The sequence below is a fragment of the Pseudonocardia sp. HH130630-07 genome (assembly GCF_001698125.1).
GTDB lineage: Bacteria > Actinomycetota > Actinomycetes > Mycobacteriales > Pseudonocardiaceae > Pseudonocardia.
In genome coordinates this window covers 2,236,152-2,256,006 of record NZ_CP013854.1, presented here as the reverse complement: position 1 = coordinate 2,256,006, position 19,855 = coordinate 2,236,152, and the positions used below count along the sequence as shown (strand labels likewise).

Here is a 19,855-nt window from a genome sequence, read left to right as displayed (position 1 = left end):
TCGTCCCTCGGACGGCACAACGAAACCGCGCACGGACGGTTGCGCTACGAAGTGATCTTGATAAGGGTTTCACCCGAACGAGTGGCAACCTTCGCTCGACGTGCATGACCGGCGATGCTGCGGTGACGGACCGTTCATGATCGTGTCGTTCGCGTCGGGCGTCGGCCGGGGGAGCAGGATGGGCCCGTGCCCGTCGCGATGTCCCCGTCCGCCCGGCTCGTCGCCGGCTACGCGACCGCCGGTGTCCTGGCCGGTGCGGCCGGGAGCGCCGGCGGAGCCGTGATGGTCTGCTGGCACTACTCGACCGTGCTGCTGCACCCGGTGCCGGCCGGGAACCTCCCCGAGCGCGTGCTCGCCGTCGGGGACGGGACCGTCGAGCTGGCGGCGACCCGTGCCGCCGTCCAGCCGGGCGTCTGGGGGGTGCGGACCGCGGCCGGGCTGAGCGTCGTCGGACCGGTCCTGGAACGGCGCCGCCGCCGGGTGGTCCGCGAACTGCGGCCCGGACCCGTCCCGGCCCTCGGCCCCGCCGTGCTCGACGCCGGGCCGTTCGATCCCGATCCGGCGGCCCGGGGCCTGCGTTTCCGGACGGTCGGGATCCCCACCGAGCTGGGGCCGGCCCCGGCCTGGCTGGTCGATCCCCCGGCCGGGGCGGACGGGTCGACCTGGGCGCTGTGCGTCCACGGCCGGGGTGGTGCCCGGCGGGAGGCGCTGCGGATGCTGCCCGCGCTGCACGCCGCCGGTCTGACGTCGGTCGTGCTGAGCTACCGGGGCGACGGAGACGCGCCGGACCCGCCGGACGGCCGTTCCCATCTGGGGGACCACGAGTGGCGGGACGTGGCCGCCGCAGCGGCCTGGGCGATCGACCGCGGCGCCCGGCGATTGGTGCTGGTCGGCTGGTCGATGGGCGCGGCGCTCGGCGGGGCCTTCCTCGACCGCGCCGCGACGGCGGACCGGGTCGCGGCCGTCGTCTGGGACGCGCCGCTGCTCGACTGGCGCCGCACCCTGCGCCGGCAGGCCCGCAACCGGGCGCTGCCGCCGTCCCTGGCGGGGGTGGCGGCCCGGTTCACCGAGCACCGGATCGGGATCGACCTGGACCGCTTCGACCTGGTCCGGAACCCGCCCGCGGTGCGGCCGCCGACCCTCGTCCTGCACAGCGACGCCGACTCCGCGGTCCCGGTCTCGCTGAGCCGGGACCTGGCGGTGGCCGCGCCGGCCCTGGACTGGCCGGTGACCTACCGGGAGACGGCCGGTACCGAGCACACCGCCAGCTGGAACGCCGATCCGGACGGCTACGAGGCCGCCGTGACCGGGTTCCTGCGCGGTGTGCTCGGCTGAGCCCTCGGTTGCGTCAGCCCGCGGTGGCCTGCCCGGGGCCCTGCCCGATCGGCTTGCCGTGGAGCTGCTGGTTCGACGGCGGCGTGACCGGGACCGGGGTGCCCGGGTCGATCTCGCCCTCCCGGCGCAGGAGCTTGGCCCAGGCGTAGGCGGCCAGCCCGGTCAGCACGACGACGGCGATGATCCACGGCGCCCGCCGGGTCCGCACCGGGACCGGGTCGATGGCCGCGGCGAGGGCCTTCCTGGCGTCCTCCACCTGGTGCGAGACGGTGCCGGACAGGTCGGACACCGCTCCGGACACCGCCTCGGAGACCGACGAGACGGCGGCGCCGCTCGCGATCCGGCCGGCGTCGGCGAGCGTGTGCACGGCCTCGGCGGCGTCCTTGCGGGCCTTCGCCCGCTTGCGGTCGGTGCTCATGTTCCGGACCTGCTTCCCACGGATACGGCTGCGTACTGGCACGATGGTAGCCGTGACGGAACCAGGAAACGCCAAGACGACGGCCGTCCTGCACACGAACGAGGGCGACATCCGGGTCGAGCTGTTCGGCGACCACGCCCCGAAGACGGTGGCGAACTTCGTGGGCCTCGCCGAGGGCTCGAAGGACTACACGGGGCCGAACGCGAGCGGTGGCGACACCGGTCCGTTCTACGACGGCTCGATCTTCCATCGTGTGATCAGCGGCTTCATGATCCAGGGCGGCGACCCGACCGGAACCGGTCGTGGTGGCCCCGGCTACCAGTTCGGCGACGAGTTCCACCCGGACCTCAAGTTCGACCGGCCCTACCTGCTCGCGATGGCGAACGCCGGCCCCGGCACCAACGGGTCGCAGTTCTTCATCACCGTGGGCCCGACCCCGCACCTCAACCGGCGCCACACCATCTTCGGTGAGGTGGCGGACGCCGAGTCGCGGGCCGTCGTCGACGGCATCGGGAGCACGACCACCGGTCAGGCGGACCGTCCGCTGAACGACGTGGTCATCGAGAAGGTCGAGATCGAGCGGAGCTGAACCCGCCCTGACCGAACGACCAGAACACCCATCGGCCGGAGCGTCCCCGGGACCCTCCGGCACGCCGGGAGCCGACGGCACCGGCGGGTCGCCGTACCCGCCGCCGTCCGGTCCCGGTCATCCGTACGGCGCGCCCGCGTCGTACCCGCCGTCGTGGCAGGGTGCGCCGGGATCGCCGCCGCCGTCCGCGGGCGGGCCGCCCGCCGGGGGTGGTGGCGGACGCGTCTGCGTCCGGCACCCGGACCGGCCGACCGGACTCGCCTGCACCCGCTGCGACCGTCCGGCCTGCCCGGAGTGCCTGCGGCCCGCCTCGGTGGGTCAGCACTGCGTGGACTGCCTCGCGGAGTCCGCACGGGCGCAACCGCGCTGGCGCAACGTGGCCGGCGCGAGCCGGGCCGGGCGTCCGGTGGTCGTGCCCGCGCTGATCGTCGTCAACGTGGCGATCTTCGTGCTCACCGTGTTCACGGCGGGCAGCCTCAACCGCAACTTCCTGTCCCCGCTGTTCGACCTGGGTGCACTGGTGCCGCTCGCCGTCGCCGACGGCGAGTACTGGCGGATCGTGACGTCCGGCTTCCTGCACATCGGCCCGCTGCACCTGGCGTTCAACATGTTCGCCCTGTGGGTGATCGGCCGCGAGGTCGAGACGGTGCTGGGCCGGGGCCGGTTCGTCGCCGTCTACGGCGTCTCGCTGCTCGGCGGCTCGGCCGCGGTGATGCTCCTCAGCAGCCCGGTGTCCCCGACCGCCGGGGCGTCCGGGGCCGTGTTCGGCATGATGGGCGCGCTGTTCGTGCTGCTGCGCCGGCTACGGCTGCCGGTCGGCCAGGTGGTCGGCGTGATCGCGGTGAACGTGGTCATCAGCTTCACCCTGTCCGGTATCTCCTGGCAGGGGCACCTGGGCGGACTCGTGTTCGGGGCCGCCGTCACCGCCGCGCTCGTCTACCTCGGCGCGGGGTCGCGGAACCGGCAGCAGGTGCAGGTCGCCGTGATCGCCGGGGGTGCGCTGGTCGCACTGGCGCTGATCGGTGCCGGGGTGGCCGCCCTGCTCTGAGGTCCGGCGCCCGGCCCGCCGTGCGGCGCCGGCGCCGGACCCTCGCCCGCCGACTGGCGGCGGCTCCGTGCCCGCCACGGCGCGCGGGCTCCGGTCCCGCTGCGGGGCCTTCTCCTGCACGGTCAGCGCGGTGCCGGGCGGAGCCCGGCCAGGACCTCGGCGACCTCGTCCGGGTCCGCGCCCAGCTCCGGGCGCCCCAGGATCACCAGTCGCTCGCCGCCGTCGACGTCGCGCAGGTCCAGCTCCAGCAGCGTGGAGCTGCGCCCGAGGCGACGGGTGTGCAGCACCCGGACCTCGTCGACCCGGGACCAGGGCGCGTGCCGGGTCCAGGTGAGCCGGCGGACGGTCAGCCCGTCCGGCCCGGCCTCCAGCCGCGGCCGGGCCCTGGTGCCCGACGCCGCGGCCAGTCCCAGCCCCAGCGCGGCCGCACCGGCGATCAGCCGACCGGCCGGATCGGCGCCGGTCAGGACCAGTGCCACCAGCCACCCGACCGCGACGACGGCGAGCACCCACAGCGCGACGACGGCACCGGCCGGTGTGGACCAGGAGTGCCGTCCATTGTGATCACCCAGCGTGCTCGGCACCGGTTGTCCACAGCTTCCATCCACAGTGAGGATAACTCACTCTCATGTGTTTCAGCTGGTCAGCGCCATCTCATCGTCATGAGCAGGCCGATCACGATGAGTGAGAATCCGACGATGAAGTTCCCGTTCTGGAGCGCGGCCATGAACGGGATCGACGGCCCGGCGAGATAGTTCACGACGAGCCAGCCCAGCCCCAGGACCCACATGGCGACCATCACCGCGATGTAGGCGGGATGCGTCGGCCCGGCGATCTTCTGCGGGGTGCGGCTCACCGGTGGTGGGGTGTAGGCCGCCTTCTTGCGGACCTTCGACTTGGGCATCTGTCGGACCTCATCGGCTGTCGCTGCGGACACGGGGTCCGGCCGGTGCGCCGGCCGGGGGCGGGACCTGCGACGGGGCGCGCATCGCGGGAGCGGGCGACCCGGACGGATCCACCCACCACGGTAGCGCGGATGCGCGCCCTGTTGCGTCACACGGCGGAAACGACCGGCGTCACACGCCGGCGACGAGGGCCCGCATCTGGTCGGACAGCTCCTCGACGAGCGGCTCGGGCACCGCCGCACCGGCCGCGCGGAGCCAGTTCGCCAGCATCCGGTGCCCGCCCTCGGTGAGCACCGACTCGGGGTGGAACTGCACCCCGGCGATCGGCAGCTCCCGGTGCTGCACCGCCATGATCAGGCCGGTCTCGGTGCGCCCGGTGACCTCCAGCTCGGCGGGCAGACCGTCCGGGGCGATCGTCAGCGAGTGGTACCGGGTCGCGGTGAACGGCGACGGCAGCCCGGCGAGCACGCCGGACTCGTCGTGGAACACCTGGGAGGTCTTCCCGTGCAGCAGCTCGGGGGCCCGCTCCACGACCCCGCCCCAGGCGGTCGCGAGGGCCTGGTGGCCGAGACAGACGCCCAGGAGGGGCTTCTCGGTCGCGGCGGCCCGCCGGATCACCTCGACGCTGCGCCCCGCCCGCTCCGGGGTCCCGGGGCCGGGACTGACGAGCACGGCGGCGACGTCGTCGAGCTCGTCGAGCTCGACCTCGTCGTTGCGGCGGACGACCGGCTCGGCGCCGAGCTGGGCGAGGTACTGGACCAGGTTGTAGACGAAGCTGTCGTAGTTGTCGACGACGAGTACGCGCACGCCCTCATCCTCCCTGATCAGTTGAACGGGAACCCGCTGTTTCCGGGCTCGTCGGTGGAGTCGCTGCCGCCCGGGCCGCCGCTGCTGCCGCCGTCGTCACCGGAGCCGGAGGCCCGGCCGACGGTCAGCGAGACGCTCTGGCCGTCCGACAGCTCCGAGCCGCCGGAGGGGCTCTGGTTCAGCACGACGCCGTTCTGCGAGGAGTCCGAGACCTCGACCGACCGGGTCGTGTACGAGATCCCGGCCTCGCGCAGCGTGCTGATCGCGTCGTTGATCCGCTGGCCGACGACGCTCGGGACCTGGGATCCGGTACCCCGGCTGACCTGGATCGTGATCGTCTGGTCCCGGGCCACCCGGGTGCCGGCCGCCGGGTCGGTCCCGACCACCTGGCCGGCCGATCCACCGCCGTCGACCTCGCTCGTGCTGAGCGAGTTGAAACCGGCGCTGCGCAGCGTCGCCGCCGCCTGCTCGGCGCTCTGGCCGCTGACGTCCGGCACCTGGACCGTCGTCTGCTCCTTGCCGACGATCAGCGCGACCGGGGAGTTGCCGGGCACCCGCTGGCCGGGGCCCGGGTCGGTCCGGATGACCTTGCCGACCTGGCCCGCGTCCGCCGTCTCCTGCTCGGTGCGGTTCCCGACGGCCAGCCCCGCGTCGCGGAGCTGGCGCTCGGCGTCGTCGGGGGTGCTGCCGACCACCGACGGCACCGTGACCTCGGCGGGCCCGGTACCGACGAAGACCGTCACCCGGCTGTTCTCGGCGACCTGGTTGCCGCCACCGGGATCGGTCCGGACGATCTGACCGACCTGCCCGACCTCCGACGGCTGGTCCTGCCGGTCGAACAGCAGCCCGGCGGTGGTGATCGTCTGACGGGCCTGCTCCGGGGTCTGGCCGAGCACGTCCGGCACCGACACCTGGGCCGGTGAGGAGTTCGAGAAGACCTGGAACCCGACGAAGGCGAGCAGGCCGAGGACGGCGACGCCGATCAGCCACAGCGCGATCTTCTTGCCGTTGCCGCGCCGCGGTTCGTCGTACCCGTCGTGCTCGGGCGGCATGACGTGCCGGCCGGTCGCCGGACCGGCCATCCGGCGGGTCGGCATCGCGGCGGTGGCGTCGTCGTGCGCCATCATCTGGGTGCGCTCGTAGTCGCTCATCACCAGCGGGGCGTGCACCGGCTCGCCGTTGCGCACCCGGACCAGGTCCGCCCGCATCTCGGCGGAGGACTGGTAGCGGTTGACCGGGTTCTTGCTCAGCGCCTTGAGGACGACGGCGTCGAGCGCGGGCGGCACCGAGGGGTTCAGCTCCGACGGGGCCCGGGGGTCCTCCCGGACGTGCTGGTAGGCGACCGCGACCGGGGTGTCGCCGGTGAACGGCGGTTCCCCGGTGAGCAGCTCGAACAGGACGCAGCCTGCGGCGTAGACGTCCGACCGGGCGTCCACGGCCTCGCCGCGGGCCTGCTCCGGGGACAGGTACTGCGCGGTACCGATCACCGCGGCGGTCTGGGTGACGTTCTGGCCCTCACCCAGTGCGCGGGCGATACCGAAGTCCATCACCTTGACCGCGCCGACGCCGTTGATCATGACGTTGGCCGGCTTGACGTCGCGGTGGATGATCCCGTGCCGGTGCGAGAAGTCGAGTGCGGCGCAGACGTCGGCCATCACCTCGACGACCCGCTGCTGGGTCATCGGGCCGGTCGTCTTGACGATCTCGCGCAGCGTCTGGCCGTCGACGAACTCCATGACGATGTACGGCAGCGGCCCGAACTCGGACTCGACCTCGCCGGTGTCGTACACGGCGACGATCGCGGGATGGTTCAGCGACGCCGAGTTCTGCGCCTCCCGCCGGAACCGCAGCTGGAACTGCGGGTCCCTGGCCAGGTCGGCACGCAGCACCTTCACCGCCACGTCCCGGCCCAGCCGGGTGTCGAGGCCGCGGTGGACCTCGGACATGCCGCCGTAGCCGAGCGGGTCGCCCAGCTCGTAGCGCTCGGAGAGCAGACGCGGTGTCGTCATCGGTTCAGGTTCCCGGGGTCGGAGGCGTACTCATCATGCCGGTCGGCGTTCGTGATCACTCCCGGACGGCGGGCGCGTGCGCCGGGCCGCCGGTTCTGTGGGATCACCGGAAGGTCTCCGGTGATCCGCGGGGCGGTACGAGGGCGGGGCGCGGCGGATCGACCGTCGACCGCCCGGCGGCGACCACAACGGTACCGGTGTCGCCGGTGCCCAGTGATCCGATCCGGGAACCACCCGGCGACACCTCGCGGATGATCATCACCGCGAGCAGCACGGCCGCGATGCTCAGCAGCACGAACAGCACCGCCAGCCAGGCCTTCGCCCGGCCGGAGCGCTTCGGGGTGAGGTCCAGCGGACCGGACGGGTGCGGCTGGTCGGTGCCGGCCCGGTTGCGCAGCGGCGGCCGCGACGGACGCCGCCCGACCGCTCCGTGCCGGGGCGGCGGACCGGGCGGGGGCTGGCCGGGGCGGCCGTCGGGGCGCCGTCCGTCGGGTCCGGGGGGCCGGCCGAGCACGCCGGGCGGCGGGACCGGGAGCGGACCGGACAGGGGGCGTGCGGGCGGCATGCCGGGTCCCGGTGGGCCCGGCCGGACGCCGTGCTCGCCGGTGGCCGGCCGCGAACCGGGTCCGGTGGCCGGACGGGTGCCGGGGCCGGTCACCGGCCGGGCGCCGGGGCCCTCGCCGGTGTGCACGCCGTGCCGCGGGGAGCGGACGGGCGGATCGGCCGGCCCGGGGACGTCTGGGAGCCCACTGCCGTCGCCGCCGGTACGGCCGTCGCCGGTGCGGTGCCGGTGCGGGCCGTCGGACGGGTCGTCCTCCGGGCGGAAGCCGGGGGCGTCGCCCACCGGGGCCGGGATGCCGGGCGGCGGTGGCCGGTGCCCGCGCCGCACGGCCGCGACCGCCTCGGCGAACTCGCCGCCGTCGGTGTAGCGCTGGTCCGGCTCCTTGACGAGCACGGCGGAGATCAGCTCGCGGACCCGCTCCGGCAGCTCCGACGGCAGCGGGGGCGGCTCGTCGCGGACCTGCATCATCGCCACCGCGACCGCGCTCTCGGCGCGGAACGGGCGGACCCCGGCGAGGCACTCGTAGCCGACGATGCCGAGCGAGTACACGTCGCCGGACGGCCCGGCCTCCTCGCCGGACGCCTGCTCGGGTGCGATGTAGTGCGCGGTGCCCATCACCATCCCGGACCGGGTCACCGGGACGGCGTCGGCCGCCTTCGCGATGCCGAAGTCGGTCAGCTTCACGACACCGTCGGTGCGCAGCAGGATGTTTCCCGGCTTCACGTCGCGGTGCACGAACCCGCGCTCGTGCGCGGCCTGCAGCGCCCGGGCGGCCTGCTCGATGATGTCCAGCGCCTCGTCCGACGGGATCGGGCCGCGCCCGATCCGGGACGACAGCGGCTCGCCACGGACCAGCTCCATCACCAGGTAGGCGGTCCGGCCGGTGCCGGTGCCGGCGACGCCGTCGTCCTCGCCGTAGTCGTGCACCGAGGCGATGCCGGAGTGGTCCAGCGAGGCGACCGTGCGGGCCTCGATCCGGAACCGGTGCAGGAACTCGGGATCGTCGGAGAGGTCGGCCTTGAGGACCTTCACCGCGACGCTGCGGCCGAGCCGGGTGTCCGAGGCCTCCCAGACCTCGCCCATCCCGCCGACCGCGATCCGCCGGTCCAGCTGGTACCGATCGGAGATCAGCTGTCCGGCCGCCAGCGCGCTCACGGTGCCGCCGGGGGCCTGCGCCGGGCCGGGTGCACCGGATGTACCGGGTGCGCCGTGGCGCCGGGGACCGCCGTGTCGCCGGGGATCACGGGGCGTCCCGCAGGGTCTCGGCGATGACGGCCCGGCCGATGGGTGCGGCGACGGAGCCACCGGTGGCCTCGGCCCCGCGGTCACCGCCGTTCTCCACCAGCACCGCGACCGCGACCCTCGGGTTCTCCACCGGTGCGAACGCCACGTACCAGGCGTGCGGCGGGGTGTTCTTCGGGTCGGTGCCGTGCTCGGCGGTGCCGGTCTTGGACGCGATCTGCACGCCGGTGATCTTGCCGCCGCCCTGGGTCCGGTCCTCGGACCCGATCATCAGGTCGGTGAGCGTCCCGGCGACGTCGGTCGGCATCGAGCGGGCCAGCCGGTCCGGCTCGGTGACGTCGACGACGTCGAGCGTCGCGTCCTGGATCTCCTTGATCATGTGCGGGGCCATCGTCTGGCCGCCGTTCGCGATCGAGCCACCGATCATCGCCAGCTGCATCGGGGTCAGCCGGACGTCGCGCTGGCCGATCGCCGACTGCTGCGCGGACGGCGTGTCCGACATCGGGCCGACCTGCGAGGCCGTCACCGTCATCGGGATCTCCAGGTCCGACCGGCCGATCCCGAACGCCTCGGCCTGGGCGCGCAGCTTGTCCGCGCCGAGCTCCTGGCCGAGCTGGGCGAACGCGGTGTTGCAGGAGCGGGCGAGCGCGTCGCGCAGGGACGCGGTGGCGCCGCCGCCGCACGCGGAGCCGTTGTAGTTCTCCAGGGTCGTCGTGGAGTCGGCGAGCTGGATGTTGCGGGCCGCGGTGAGCTGGCTGTCCGGGGTGTAGCCGTTCTGCAGCGCCGCGGCGGTGGTGACCAGCTTGAAGGTGGACCCGGGCGGCTCGATCTCGCTGATCGCGCGGTTCGTGAGCGGGCTCGGCGACGCGTCGTCGTACTCGTTCCAGGCCGCCTGCTGCTCCTCGGCGTCCGGTGCGGCGAGCCGGTTCGGGTCGTAGGACGGCGTCGACGCCATCGCCAGGATGGCCCCGGTCTGCGGCTCCAGGGCGACGACCGCACCGGTGTAGCCGCGGGACTGCAGGCCGTCGTAGGCGACCCGCTGGACGTCCGGGTCGATCGTGGTGACGACGTTGCCGCCGGCCGGGTCCCGGCCGGTGATCAGGTCCGACAGGCGGCGGACGAACAGCTGGTCGTCGGTGCCGTTGAGCACCTCGTCGGAGGCGCGCTCCAGCGCACCCTTGCCGTAGACGGTGGAGAGGAACCCGGTGATCGGTGCGAAGGCGGGGCCCTCCGGGTACTGGCGGGCGTACCGCAGCCGGCCGTCGGTGTCGACGCTCTGCGCCAGTACCTGCCCGCCCGCGGTGATCTGGCCGCGCTGGCGGGAGTACTCGTCGATCTGCGACCGCTGGTTGCGGGAGTCGTCGCGGTACTGCCCGGCCATGACGACCTGCACGTAGGTGATGTTGGCCAGCAGCGCGACGATCATGACCATCACGGCGAGGGCGACACGGCGGACGGGGCGGTTCACTGGTCACTCCTCTCCGGGGTGGCGGGCGTCGGGGTGGTCCCCCCGCGCGGGCGCTGGACGAGCTCGGTGCTGGCCTCGGCGATCGGCGCGCGTTGCTGCGGCGGCCGCTTGGGCAACGGCGCCCTGGCCACGTGCGAGATCCGCAGCAGGATGGCGACCAGCGCGTAGTTCGCCAGCAGCGAGGACCCACCGTAGGACAGGAACGGCAGGGTCAGACCGGTCAGCGGGATCAGCTTGGTCACCCCGCCGATGACCACGAAGATCTGCAGCGCCACCGAGAACGCCAGACCGGTCGCGAGCAGCTTGCCGTAGGAGTCCCGCACGGCGAGCGCCGAGCGCAGGCCGCGGGTGATCAGGACCAGGTAGACGACCAGGATCGCGGCCAGGCCGATCAGGCCGAGCTCCTCGCCGAGCGAGGAGAAGATGAAGTCGGACTCGGCGAACGGGACGAGATCGGGCCGCCCGGCCCCGAGCCCGGTGCCGCCGACGCCGCCGGTGCCGAGCCCGAACAGGGCCTGGGCGAGCTGGAAGCCGCCGCCCTCGTAGTCCTCGAACGGGTCCAGCCAGATCTGCACCCGCACCCGGACGTGGGCGAACAGCTGGTAGGCCACCGAGGCCCCGGCGGCGAACGCCGTGAGCCCGATGACCATCCAGGAGATCCGCTCGGTCGCGGTGTAGAGCAGCACCAGCACCAGGCCGAAGATCAGCAGCGAGCTGCCGAGGTCGCGGGAGAAGACCATGATGCCGATCGACAGGCCCCACGCGGCGAGCAGCGGCGCCAGGTCCCGGGCCCGCGGGAGCTCCATGCCGAGGAACCGGCGGCCCGCGGTGGACAGCAGGTCGCGCTTCTGGACCAGGTAGGCGGCGAAGAAGATGATCAGCAGGATCTTCGCGAACTCGCCGGGCTGGATGCCCGGGCCACCGGGGATCCGGATCCACAGCTTCGCGCCGTTGACCTCGGAGATCGACGACGGCAGCGCCGCGGGCAGCGCCAGCAGCACGAGGCCGACGAAACCGGCCGTGTAGCCGTAGCGGGCCAGCGTCCGGTGGTCGCGCAGGAAGAACAGCACCAGGGCGAACAACGCCAGCCCGGCCACGGTCCAGGTGATCTGCGCCGAGATCAGCCCGCTCGGGATCTCCCGGCCGAGCAGCTCGGCGCGCGCGGCCCTGGCCAGGTCGAGCCGGTGGATCATCACCAGGCCGATGCCGTTGAGCAGCGCCACCGACGGGAGGATCAGCGGGTCGGCGTAGGGCGCCAGCCACCGCACCGCGACGTGCGCGGCGGCGAACAACACCAGGTAGGCCAGTCCGACGAACAGCAGGTCCGTGGTGAGCGACTGCTCCTGGTTGGCCTCGACCAGCACCAGCGCGCCGGTCGTGAGGACGGCGGCCAGGCCGAGCATGAGCAGCTCGATGCCCCGGCCGGAGTGCGTCGTCGGCGTGTCGGGGCCGTTGACCGCGGCCATCAGCCGTCGAGCCGGCAGTTCCGGCCCGGCTCCGGGGTCACGGTCGGCAGCGGGGTGGTCGTCACCGGCGGGCCACCGGGAACGGCGGGCGGTGCGACGACCGGCGGGGCCGGCGGGTTCAGCGTCGAGCACAGCGGCAGCATCTGCTCGCGGAGCCGGTCCAGGGTGCCGCGGGCGCCGGCCTCGCCGTCGTCGGACACGATCCCGCCGGTGAGCTGCGTCCGCACCGTCTGCGGCAGGTCGTCGAGGCCGATGTCGGAGCGCTCGGTGACCCGTTGCAGCGGGATGCCGAGCACGTTGCCGCGCACCCCCTGGTAGATCGCGACCTGCTCCTGGGCCACGCCCACGTAGTACTGCTGCAGGACGAGTGCGCGCGCCACGAGCACGCCGGCCGCCAGCACCACCAGCACGCCGAGCAGGGCGAGCACCGAGCGCAGCCCGCGCCGCCGGCCGGCGGGCTCGGGCCGGGCCGGTTCCAGCCGGACGGGCTCGGTGCGGGGCAGGGTGGTGGCCGCGGCCCGCTGGGCGGAGGTGTGCGGGACCCGCTCGTCGCGGTGGTAGTCGCCGTCCCCGGCGCGCGGGCTGCGGCCCGCCGAGCCGCCGATGATCGGCGCGTCGTCGGCGTAGGCGACGTCCACGACGTCGGCGACGATGCAGGTGATGTTGTCCGGCCCGCCGCCGCGCAGCGCCAGCTCGATCATGCGGTCGGCGCACTCGCGGGGATCGAGGTAGTCCTCCAGCGTCTGGTGCAGCGTCTCGTCGCTGACCGGACCGGACAGGCCGTCCGAGCACAGCAGGAAGCGGTCGCCGGCGCGGGCCTCGCGGATGGACAGCGAGGGGTCGACGTCCTGACCGGTGATGGCCCGCAGCAGCAGCGAACGCTGGGGGTGGGTGTGCGACTCCTCCTCGGTGATCCGCCCCTCGTCGATCAGCGACTGGACGAACGTGTCGTCCTTCGTGATCTGGGCGAACTCGCCGCCCCGGAGCAGGTAGCAGCGGGAGTCGCCGACGTGCACCATGCCCAGCCGGGAACCGGCGAACAGGATCGCCGTCAGCGTCGTCCCCATGCCTTCGAGGTCGGGGGCGTCGGCGACGTGCCGGGAGATCGCGTCGTTGCCCTCGTGGGTCGCGTCGCGGAGCTCGGCGAGCAGGTCGTCGCCGGGCACGTCGTCGTCGAGCGGGGCCAGCGCGGAGATGACCAGGGACGAGGCGACCTCGCCCGCGGCGTGACCGCCCATCCCGTCGGCCAGCGCCAGCAGACGGGGGCCCGCGTAGACGGCGTCCTGGTTGTTCTGCCGGACGAGGCCGCGGTCACTACGGGCCGAGTAGCGCAGCACCAGTGTCACGGGGCGGCTCCGGCTTCGGTCGGGGCACGTCGGGGCGATCCCGTGCCGCGGGACCCGCCGAGCGGCCGCGGCACCGGGTGAGCGGTCGGTCGCGGCGTGTTCGTCATCCTGTCGAACCCGTCACGATCGCAGCTCGATCACCGTCTTGCCGATACGGACCGGTGTCCCCAGGGGGACCCGGGTGGGCCCGGTGACCTTATTACGTTCCAGATAGGTGCCGTTCGTCGACCCGAGATCCTCGACGTACCAGTCGTCTCCCTGCTGGGAGATGCGGGCGTGGCGGGTCGAGGCGTAGTCGTCGTCGAGCTTGAGCGTGGAGTCGTCGGCCCGGCCGATCAGGATCGGCCGGGAGTCCAACGTGATCCGGCTCCCGGCCAGCGGGCCCTGGGTCACCAGCAGCTGGCGGGCGGTCTTGCCGCGGCCGCCACCGCGTGCTCGGGGGGCCCGGCTGCCGCCGCGACCGGGCACGGCGGCCTTCAGCCCGGACGCCGTGTACAGGTCGGAGCGCACCACCTGCAGCGCGAGCAGGACGAACAGCCAGAGCAGGGCGAGGAACCCACCCCTGGTCAGCTGCAGCACCAGTTCCGGCACGTGGCCCGCTCGCCCTTCTCGTGTACTCGCACGGACCACCCACCCGATGTCGTCGCGGGCAGGCGGTCCGTCATCTGACCGACCCAGTCTGACGGGTCCCGGTGGACCCGGTCAGCCCTGGGTCCGGAAGACCAGGCTGGAGTGACCCACGCGGATCACGTCGCCGTCGGTCAGCTGGCAGGACTGGACCGGCGAGTTGTTCACCGTGCTGCCGTTGGTCGACCCCAGGTCGTTCAGGGTCGCGACCTGGCCGTCCCAGGTGACCTCCAGGTGCCGGCGGGAGACCCCGGTGTCCGGCAGCCGGAAGTTGGAGTCCTGGCCGCGCCCGATCACGTGGGTGCCCTCGGCGAGCTGGTAGTTGCGGTTCGACCCGTCGTCCAGGATCAGCATCGCGGTCAGCTGCGCCGGTGCGCCCCAGCCACCCTGGCCGCCGTAACCCTGGCCGTCGTAGCCCTGGTCGTAGCCGCCCTGGTCGTAGCCCTGCTGCGGCTGGCCGTAGCCCTGCGGCTGGCCGTACTGGTCGTAGCCGCCCTGGGGCTGGCCGTAACCCTGCTGCGGCTGCCCGTAGCCCTGCTGGTAGCCCTGGGGCTGGCCGTAGCCCTGCTGCTGGCCGTAGCCCTGCTGCTGGCCGTAGCCCTGCTGCTGGCCGTAGCCCTGCTGCTGGCCGTAGCCGTCGTAGCCGCCCTGGTCGTAGCCCTGCTGCTGGTAACCCTGCTGCTGCTGGCCGTAGCCGCCGTAACCCTGGTTCGGGTCGGCGTAGCCCTGCTGCTGCTGGTAGCCCTGCTGCTGGCCGTACTGGTCGTAGCCGCCCTGCTGCTGGTCGTACCCGCCCTGGGGCTGGCCGTAGCCCTGGGGCTGGCCGTACTGGTCGTACCCGCCCTGCTGCTGGCCGTAGCCCTGCTGGCCCTGCTCGTGGTCGTACCCCGGGGGCGCGTAGGTCTGCTGGCCGTACCCGCCGGGGGCGCCCCGGTCGTATCCGTACTGCCCGTTCTCCTCGGGGTGGCCCGGTTGCTGGCTCATGGGTGCTTCTCCTGCGGTGCGTGCTCTGGTGGCGGCCCGACGGGAAGCATCGGGGTCGACAGCGGAGCGGGTGCGGAACTGTCCCGTGTGCAGCGCCTCGGAGCGCTCTAGGAAGACTACGACCTCACCATAGGTGTCCCAGCCCTGGTCGGTGAGTTCCTTGGCCACGTGCGACGACAGGGATCTGACGACCCCGTCCTCGTCGCCCGCCATCCGGTCGAGATCACTGGGACTGAGCAACACGGTGTACCGGTTGGGCGCCAGCAGGCGACCTCCGGCGAGCTGCTCGATGTTGTCCTCGGCTTCCCTCAGCAGTGCCTGTGCGACTTCCTGTGGGACGACACTGCCTCCGAAGACCCGCGCGAAGGCGTCGCCCACGAACCCCTGAAGTCGGCGCTCGAAGCGATCCACGCGGCCCAAATGATCTCCTCCGTCCGTATCGGCGTGTCGATGATGTCCCGCCGATGGTATCTGTGCTAACCCGCGGTGTCGGCGGCGCCCGACCGAACGGCCGGAGCAGCCTCGATCCGGTGCTCACGGCGCCCCCTTCCGATGTACCCGTGCGCCCGCGCTGCGCGCACCCCACGTCGTCTCCCGATCACCGGGGGCCCCCTGTGAACGGGTTCTGCGGCGGGTGCTAACTTCTTCCACGTCGCTCGGGCGAGTGGCGGAATGGCAGACGCGCACGGTTCAGGTCCGTGTGTCCGAAAGGACGTGAGGGTTCAACTCCCTCCTCGCCCACCACAACTCCTCACCTCCCGGTGATCATTCTTCCGTCCCGGGGTCACCATCGCCATCGCGCGATCGGTAGTGCATGTCACTCGATCCGGTGTGGACCGCTCTTGTCGTCACGCTCGGTCGATCTACTGGTCACGCAGCGCGGGCCGATCCGGGTGGTCACTCATGACCAGCACCTCGGCGTAGGCACCCGGATCGCCCTCCGTCTCGTAGCGGGCCCAGGCCGGTGCCGTCCAGGCCAGGTCCGGGTCGAGCCGCCGTCCCAGTGCCCCGCGGGTCATCCGCAGGTGCACCGTCAGCTCGGCCGGCAGGCCGCGCCCCAGCAGCCGTCCCCCGGTCAGCACGACCACGCCGGTTGCGCCCAGCGGTACCGGTTCGTCGCGGAACGCACGGTCGCGCCGGGTGTCGCGCAGCCGGGGCAGGACCGCCCCCGACCCGTCCGGGCCCATCGGGTCGAGCACCTCGCGGCGCAGCGCGGGTTCGTCCAGCCACCCGTCCAGGAACATGTCCGGGTCGGTGCGGCCGAGCTCCAGCCGGACGGACGCCGGCCGGAGGAAGTCGTCGACGGCGATGGCGTCGCGGCCCCCGGCGCGCAACCGGGCGGCGACCGCCCGGCCCAGTTCCACCGGCGCGGCGGGCGGCGGACCGTCGACGATCAGCCGCAGCCGGCCGGTGGTCGTCGCGGCCCGGTCCGCCAGGTGCGCGGCGAGCGCGTCGCGGTCGACCGGTCGGAACGCACCCGTCACTCGTCCTCCTCGCTGGTGCCCGCCGTGTCCGCGGGCGACACTAGGCGTCGTGACGGGCACCGGGGGTGGCGGCGCCGGGCTGCGCCGGGCGCTGCGGGTGCTGGAGGCGGTCGCCGAGGCCGGGGACGGGGTGACGGCCAAGGCGCTCGCCCGCCGGCTCGACCTGCCGCTGCCGACGGCGTACCGGCTGCTCGGGATCCTGATCGAGGAGGGCTACCTGGTCCGGCTGCACGCGGAGCGGGGCTACGGGCTCGGCTACCGGGTGGTCGGCCTCTACCGGGGCATGACCGAGCGGATCGTCCCCGCGGCCCCGGCCCGCCAGATCCTGGCCGACCTGCACGAGCGGGTCGGCGCCGCGACCGTGCTGGTGGTGCTGCGGGCGTCGGACGTGGTGGTGGCGCACAGCGAGACCTGCGCGGCGCACCCCGGGCCGGGGGCCGTGCCGGGGGAGCCGCTGCCCGCGCACGCCACGGCACCGGGGAAGGCCCTGCTGGCCGGGCTGGACGCCGGCCGGCTGGCCGAGGTGCTGGGCCCGGGGCCGGGCACGCTCGCCGCGCTGACCCCGCACACGCTGACCGACCGGCGGATGCTCGACCGCGATCTCATGCGGGTGCGGTCGGCGCGGATCGCCGTCGAGGTCGAGGAGCACGCCCGCGGCCGGGCCGGGCTGGCGGTCGCGGTACCGGCCGCGTCCGGGCCCGCGGCGCTCGCCGTCGTCGTCAGCCGGGCCGACTTCGCCGACCGGCGGTGGGAGCTGGAACGGGCGGTGCGCGACGCCGCCGAGCCACTGGCCCGGCACCTCGCCGCCTCCGCACCGGTGACCGCACCCGGGTGAGACGGGAGGATGGGGCGATGGGCGAAGGGGTCCGCTACGAGCGGGACGGGCACGTCGTGACGATCACCTACGACCGTCCGGAGCGGCGCAACGCGATCGACGGCGACCAGCGACGGGCGATCAACGCCGCCTGGGACCGGTTCCGGGCCGACGACGAGGCGTGGGTGGCGATCGTGACCGGCGCCGGGACGGCGTTCTGCGCCGGGGCGGACCTGGGGTCGACCACCGGCAACCCGGCGGGCGAGTTCCCCGGGAGCTTCTGGGAACGGCCGACGGTCAACTCGCTGGAGAGCGGCTGGGAGATCTTCAAACCGATCGTCGCGGCGGTGAACGGCCCGGCCGTCGGCTACGGGGTCACGCTGCTGACCTGGTGCGACTTCGTCGTCGCGTCCGAGCGTGCGACGTTCTCCTTCCCCGAGGTGCGGCTCGGGGTGGCGACCGTCGTCGGGGCCCTGCGGCTGCCCCGGATGATCGACCGGCAGGCCGCGCTGGAGCTGCTCCTGACCGGGGAGACGATCGACGCCGAGCGGGCCCGTGAGATCGGGCTGGCCGGGCGGGTGGTGCCGCACGACGCGCTGATGGACACCGCCCGCGATCTCGCGGTCCGGCTCACCGCCGGTGCCCGCTGGCCCAGCGGGCGATCAAGGAGATGGCCGTGCGGGGCCCGGAGATGGGCACCACCGAGGCGATCCGGTTCGGCGAGACCATGCGCCGGGTCGTCGCCGCGACGTCCGACGCGGCGGAGGGCGCGGCCGCGGCCCGGGAACGGCGGGCGCCGCGCTGGCAGGGCCGCTGAGTCTCACCGGCGCTACCGTCGACGCATGTCCGAGACAGCGTCGTCCGCCGGAGTCCGCACCGTCCCGCCGTTCCGGGCCGACCACGTCGGCAGTCTGCTGCGCCCGCCCGCGCTGCGCGCCGCCCGGGAGCGGCACGCCGCCGGGGAGCTGGACGAGGCCGGTCTGCGGGCCGCCGAGGACGCCGCGATCACCGACGTCGTCGCGCTGCAGGAGGCGGCCGGGCTCCGGTCGGCGACCGACGGGGAGTTCCGGCGGACGTCGTGGCACATGGACTTCATCTACCGGCTCGGCGGTGTCTCGCAGACCTCCGGCCGGGTCCGGGTCGCCATGCGCAACGCGTCCGGGCGGACCGACTTCACCTCCGCCGGGATGGTGGTGGACGACCGCGTCCGGCTCGCCGAGCCGATCTTCACCTCGGCCTTCGACTACCTGTCCACGCAGGTCACGACGGCCACGCCGAAGCTCACGATCCCCTCGCCCAGCATGGTCTACGCGCGCGGCGGCCGGTCCGCGATCTCGGCGGAGGTCTACCCCGACGTCGAGGGGTTCTGGACGGACCTGTCCGCGGCCTACGCCGACGAGCTGCGCGCCGTGTACGACCGCGGCTGCCGCTACCTGCAGCTCGACGACACCGCGCTCGCGTACCTCAACGACCCGGCGCACCGGGCCCGGCTCGCGGAGTCCGGCGACGACCCGGCCAGCCAGCACCTGCGCTACATCCGCCAGATCAACGCGGCGATCGCGGACCGGCCGTCGGACCTGGCCGTGACCACTCACATGTGCCGGGGGAACTACCGGTCGTCGTGGGCGGCGGAGGGCGGCTACGACCACGTGGCCGAGGCGTTGTTCGGCGAGCTGGCCGTGGACGGCTTCTTCTGCGAGTTCGACGACGAGCGCTCCGGCGGGTTCGAGCCGCTGCGCTTCGTCCCGGCCGGCAAGCAGGTCGTGCTCGGGCTGGTGACGACGAAGACCGGCACGCTGGAGGACCCGGACGTGCTGAAGCGGCGGATCGACGACGCCGCCCGTTACGTGCCGCTGGAGCAGCTGTGCCTGTCCCCGCAGTGCGGGTTCTCCTCCACGGTGGAGGGCAACGAGCTGACCGCCGACGACCAGCGCCGCAAGCTGGAGCTGATCGTCTCGGTGGCGGAGGACGTCTGGGGGCGCTGATGCAGGAACGGGTCCTGGCCGGAGCGCGTCCCGGCGCCCGGCTGCTGGACGTCGGGTGCGGCGCCGGCGGGCTGCTCGCCGGGGCGACGGCCGCCGGGCTCGTCGTGTCCGGTGTGGACGTCGATCGGCGCGCTCTCGGCGCGGCCCGGCGCCGGGTCCCGGGCGCGGCACTGGCGGTCGCCGACGCGCACGACCTGCCGTTCGACGCCGCCGGGTTCGATCTCGTCACGCTGGTCCAGGTGCTGGAACACCTGGCGGATCCGGGTGCTGCGCTGCGCGAGGCGGGCCGGGTGTGCGCACCGGGCGGCGCGGTGCGGGCGACCGTCTGGGGTGCGCCGCAGGAGTGCGACGCGGCCGTGATCGGTGCGGCGCTGGCCCCGCTCAGCGGCGCCGCCCCGGACCCGCGGCGGCGGGCGCCGTCGCTGACCGATCCCGACCGGCTGACGGCACTGGCGGGCCGGGCCGGGCTGGCGGTGCGGGAGGTCGCCGTCGTCCGGGTGCCGACGGACCATCCGGATCCCGACGACCTGGTCGCCGGGGTGCTCGGCTCGGCACCGGGCCGGCACGCCGCCCGTGCGGTGGGCCCCGGCGCGGTGCGCGAGGCGCTCCTGGATGCCCTGGCCCCCTTCCGGACGGGCGACGGCTACCGCCTGACGGACACCGTCCGCATCCTGGACGCCACGCCCGTCCCACCCGTCGCCTGAATCTCCTGGGCCCCGAACCGGACAGCACTCATGGAGCTTCAGCCCGGCCTGGCGAGGCTGAA

At 73.8% G+C, this 19,855-nt stretch carries 18 protein-coding genes, 1 tRNA gene and 1 pseudogene; 8 read left to right on the top strand and 12 right to left on the bottom strand.

Annotated features, from left to right (window positions below):
- Positions 1-186: 186 nt before the first annotated feature.
- Positions 187-1,335 carry an alpha/beta hydrolase family protein gene (locus AFB00_RS10955; RefSeq protein WP_231974320.1) on the top strand — a complete coding sequence of 383 codons (1,149 nt, stop codon included), beginning with the start codon at positions 187-189 and terminating at the stop codon, positions 1,333-1,335.
- A gap of 13 nt (positions 1,336-1,348) precedes the next feature.
- Here the strand turns inward: AFB00_RS10955 and AFB00_RS10950 are convergent, their stop codons facing one another.
- Positions 1,349-1,753, bottom strand: coding sequence for a hypothetical protein (locus AFB00_RS10950; RefSeq protein WP_068797142.1), 405 nt, complete (start codon positions 1,751-1,753; stop codon positions 1,349-1,351).
- 43 nt (positions 1,754-1,796) lie between these two features.
- Here AFB00_RS10950 and AFB00_RS10945 point away from each other — a divergent pair, with 43 nt between their 5' ends.
- A complete protein-coding gene (locus tag AFB00_RS10945; RefSeq protein ID WP_068797141.1) occupies positions 1,797-2,342 on the top strand; it encodes a peptidylprolyl isomerase in 546 nt (181 codons plus the stop codon).
- Positions 2,343-2,670: 328 nt separating this feature from the next.
- Positions 2,671-3,390, top strand: coding sequence for a rhomboid family intramembrane serine protease (locus tag AFB00_RS10940; RefSeq protein WP_068800202.1), 720 nt, complete (start codon positions 2,671-2,673; stop codon positions 3,388-3,390).
- Between the two features lie 122 nt (positions 3,391-3,512).
- Here the strand turns inward: AFB00_RS10940 and AFB00_RS10935 are convergent, their stop codons facing one another.
- The 10 genes from AFB00_RS10935 to AFB00_RS10890 all read right to left on the bottom strand — a co-directional run bounded on the left by AFB00_RS10935 (position 3,513) and on the right by AFB00_RS10890 (position 15,226).
- Positions 3,513-3,974, bottom strand: a complete 462-nt coding sequence (locus tag AFB00_RS10935; protein ID WP_197519817.1) for a PH domain-containing protein — start codon at positions 3,972-3,974, stop codon at positions 3,513-3,515.
- Positions 3,975-4,033: 59 nt separating this feature from the next.
- Positions 4,034-4,294 (bottom strand): cell division protein CrgA, encoded by a 261-nt coding sequence (crgA, locus tag AFB00_RS10930; protein ID WP_068797140.1) that lies wholly within the window; start codon positions 4,292-4,294, stop codon positions 4,034-4,036.
- Between the two features lie 172 nt (positions 4,295-4,466).
- Positions 4,467-5,102 carry an aminodeoxychorismate/anthranilate synthase component II gene (locus tag AFB00_RS10925; RefSeq protein ID WP_068797139.1) on the bottom strand — a complete coding sequence of 212 codons (636 nt, stop codon included), beginning with the start codon at positions 5,100-5,102 and terminating at the stop codon, positions 4,467-4,469.
- Between the two features lie 17 nt (positions 5,103-5,119).
- Positions 5,120-7,111, bottom strand: coding sequence for a Stk1 family PASTA domain-containing Ser/Thr kinase (gene pknB / locus AFB00_RS10920; RefSeq protein WP_068797138.1), 1,992 nt, complete (start codon positions 7,109-7,111; stop codon positions 5,120-5,122).
- Positions 7,112-7,214: 103 nt separating this feature from the next.
- A complete protein-coding gene (locus AFB00_RS35765) occupies positions 7,215-8,828 on the bottom strand; it encodes a serine/threonine-protein kinase (RefSeq protein ID WP_068797137.1) in 1,614 nt (537 codons plus the stop codon).
- Positions 8,829-8,913: 85 nt separating this feature from the next.
- Positions 8,914-10,383: a peptidoglycan D,D-transpeptidase FtsI family protein gene (locus AFB00_RS10910; RefSeq protein ID WP_068797136.1), complete on the bottom strand. Its 1,470-nt coding sequence runs from the start codon at positions 10,381-10,383 to the stop codon at positions 8,914-8,916.
- On the bottom strand, positions 10,380-11,849 hold the full coding sequence (locus tag AFB00_RS10905; protein WP_068800200.1) for an FtsW/RodA/SpoVE family cell cycle protein: 1,470 nt from the start codon (positions 11,847-11,849) through the stop codon (positions 10,380-10,382). Before AFB00_RS10905 ends, AFB00_RS10910 begins: the two co-directional genes overlap by 4 nt.
- Positions 11,849-13,195, bottom strand: a complete 1,347-nt coding sequence (locus AFB00_RS10900; protein ID WP_068797135.1) for a PP2C family protein-serine/threonine phosphatase — start codon at positions 13,193-13,195, stop codon at positions 11,849-11,851. Before AFB00_RS10900 ends, AFB00_RS10905 begins: the two co-directional genes overlap by 1 nt.
- Before the next feature lie 120 nt (positions 13,196-13,315).
- Positions 13,316-13,786, bottom strand: a complete 471-nt coding sequence (locus AFB00_RS10895; RefSeq protein WP_068797134.1) for an FHA domain-containing protein FhaB/FipA — start codon at positions 13,784-13,786, stop codon at positions 13,316-13,318.
- Positions 13,787-13,897: 111 nt separating this feature from the next.
- On the bottom strand, positions 13,898-15,226 hold the full coding sequence (locus AFB00_RS10890) for a DUF3662 and FHA domain-containing protein (protein ID WP_068797133.1): 1,329 nt from the start codon (positions 15,224-15,226) through the stop codon (positions 13,898-13,900).
- Between the two features lie 238 nt (positions 15,227-15,464).
- On the opposite strand from AFB00_RS10890, the gene AFB00_RS10885 reads away from it, so the two are divergent.
- A tRNA-Leu gene (locus tag AFB00_RS10885) sits at positions 15,465-15,550 on the top strand.
- 119 nt (positions 15,551-15,669) lie between these two features.
- Here the strand turns inward: AFB00_RS10885 and AFB00_RS10880 are convergent.
- Positions 15,670-16,290: a uridine kinase gene (locus tag AFB00_RS10880; RefSeq protein ID WP_068797132.1), complete on the bottom strand. Its 621-nt coding sequence runs from the start codon at positions 16,288-16,290 to the stop codon at positions 15,670-15,672.
- 49 nt (positions 16,291-16,339) lie between these two features.
- Here AFB00_RS10880 and AFB00_RS10875 point away from each other — a divergent pair, with 49 nt between their 5' ends.
- The 4 genes and pseudogenes from AFB00_RS10875 to AFB00_RS10865 all read left to right on the top strand — a co-directional run bounded on the left by AFB00_RS10875 (position 16,340) and on the right by AFB00_RS10865 (position 19,793).
- Positions 16,340-17,125 carry an IclR family transcriptional regulator gene (locus tag AFB00_RS10875; RefSeq protein WP_068797131.1) on the top strand — a complete coding sequence of 262 codons (786 nt, stop codon included), beginning with the start codon at positions 16,340-16,342 and terminating at the stop codon, positions 17,123-17,125.
- Positions 17,126-17,142: 17 nt separating this feature from the next.
- A pseudogene (locus tag AFB00_RS31675) lies at positions 17,143-17,682 on the top strand (enoyl-CoA hydratase/isomerase family protein); the annotation flags it as partial.
- 264 nt (positions 17,683-17,946) lie between these two features.
- Positions 17,947-19,089, top strand: a complete 1,143-nt coding sequence (locus tag AFB00_RS10870; protein ID WP_068800199.1) for a 5-methyltetrahydropteroyltriglutamate--homocysteine S-methyltransferase — start codon at positions 17,947-17,949, stop codon at positions 19,087-19,089.
- Positions 19,089-19,793, top strand: coding sequence for a class I SAM-dependent methyltransferase (locus AFB00_RS10865; protein WP_068797130.1), 705 nt, complete (start codon positions 19,089-19,091; stop codon positions 19,791-19,793). The genes AFB00_RS10870 and AFB00_RS10865 overlap by 1 nt, the downstream gene beginning before the upstream one ends.
- Positions 19,794-19,855: the final 62 nt, after the last annotated feature.

Bases quoted from the DNA above. Each gene is read 5' to 3' on its own strand.
- AFB00_RS10950 (WP_068797142.1), bottom strand. From the start codon at position 1,753: ATGAGCACCGACCGCAAGCGGGCGAAGGCCCGCAAGGACGCCGCCGAG.
- AFB00_RS10945 (WP_068797141.1), top strand. From the start codon at position 1,797: ATGGTAGCCGTGACGGAACCAGGAAACGCCAAGACGACGGCCGTCCTG.
- crgA (WP_068797140.1), bottom strand. From the start codon at position 4,294: ATGCCCAAGTCGAAGGTCCGCAAGAAGGCGGCCTACACCCCACCACCG.
- pknB (WP_068797138.1), bottom strand. From the start codon at position 7,111: ATGACGACACCGCGTCTGCTCTCCGAGCGCTACGAGCTGGGCGACCCG.
- AFB00_RS10905 (WP_068800200.1), bottom strand. From the start codon at position 11,849: ATGGCCGCGGTCAACGGCCCCGACACGCCGACGACGCACTCCGGCCGG.
- AFB00_RS10870 (WP_068800199.1), top strand. From the start codon at position 17,947: ATGTCCGAGACAGCGTCGTCCGCCGGAGTCCGCACCGTCCCGCCGTTC.
- AFB00_RS10865 (WP_068797130.1), top strand. From the start codon at position 19,089: ATGCAGGAACGGGTCCTGGCCGGAGCGCGTCCCGGCGCCCGGCTGCTG.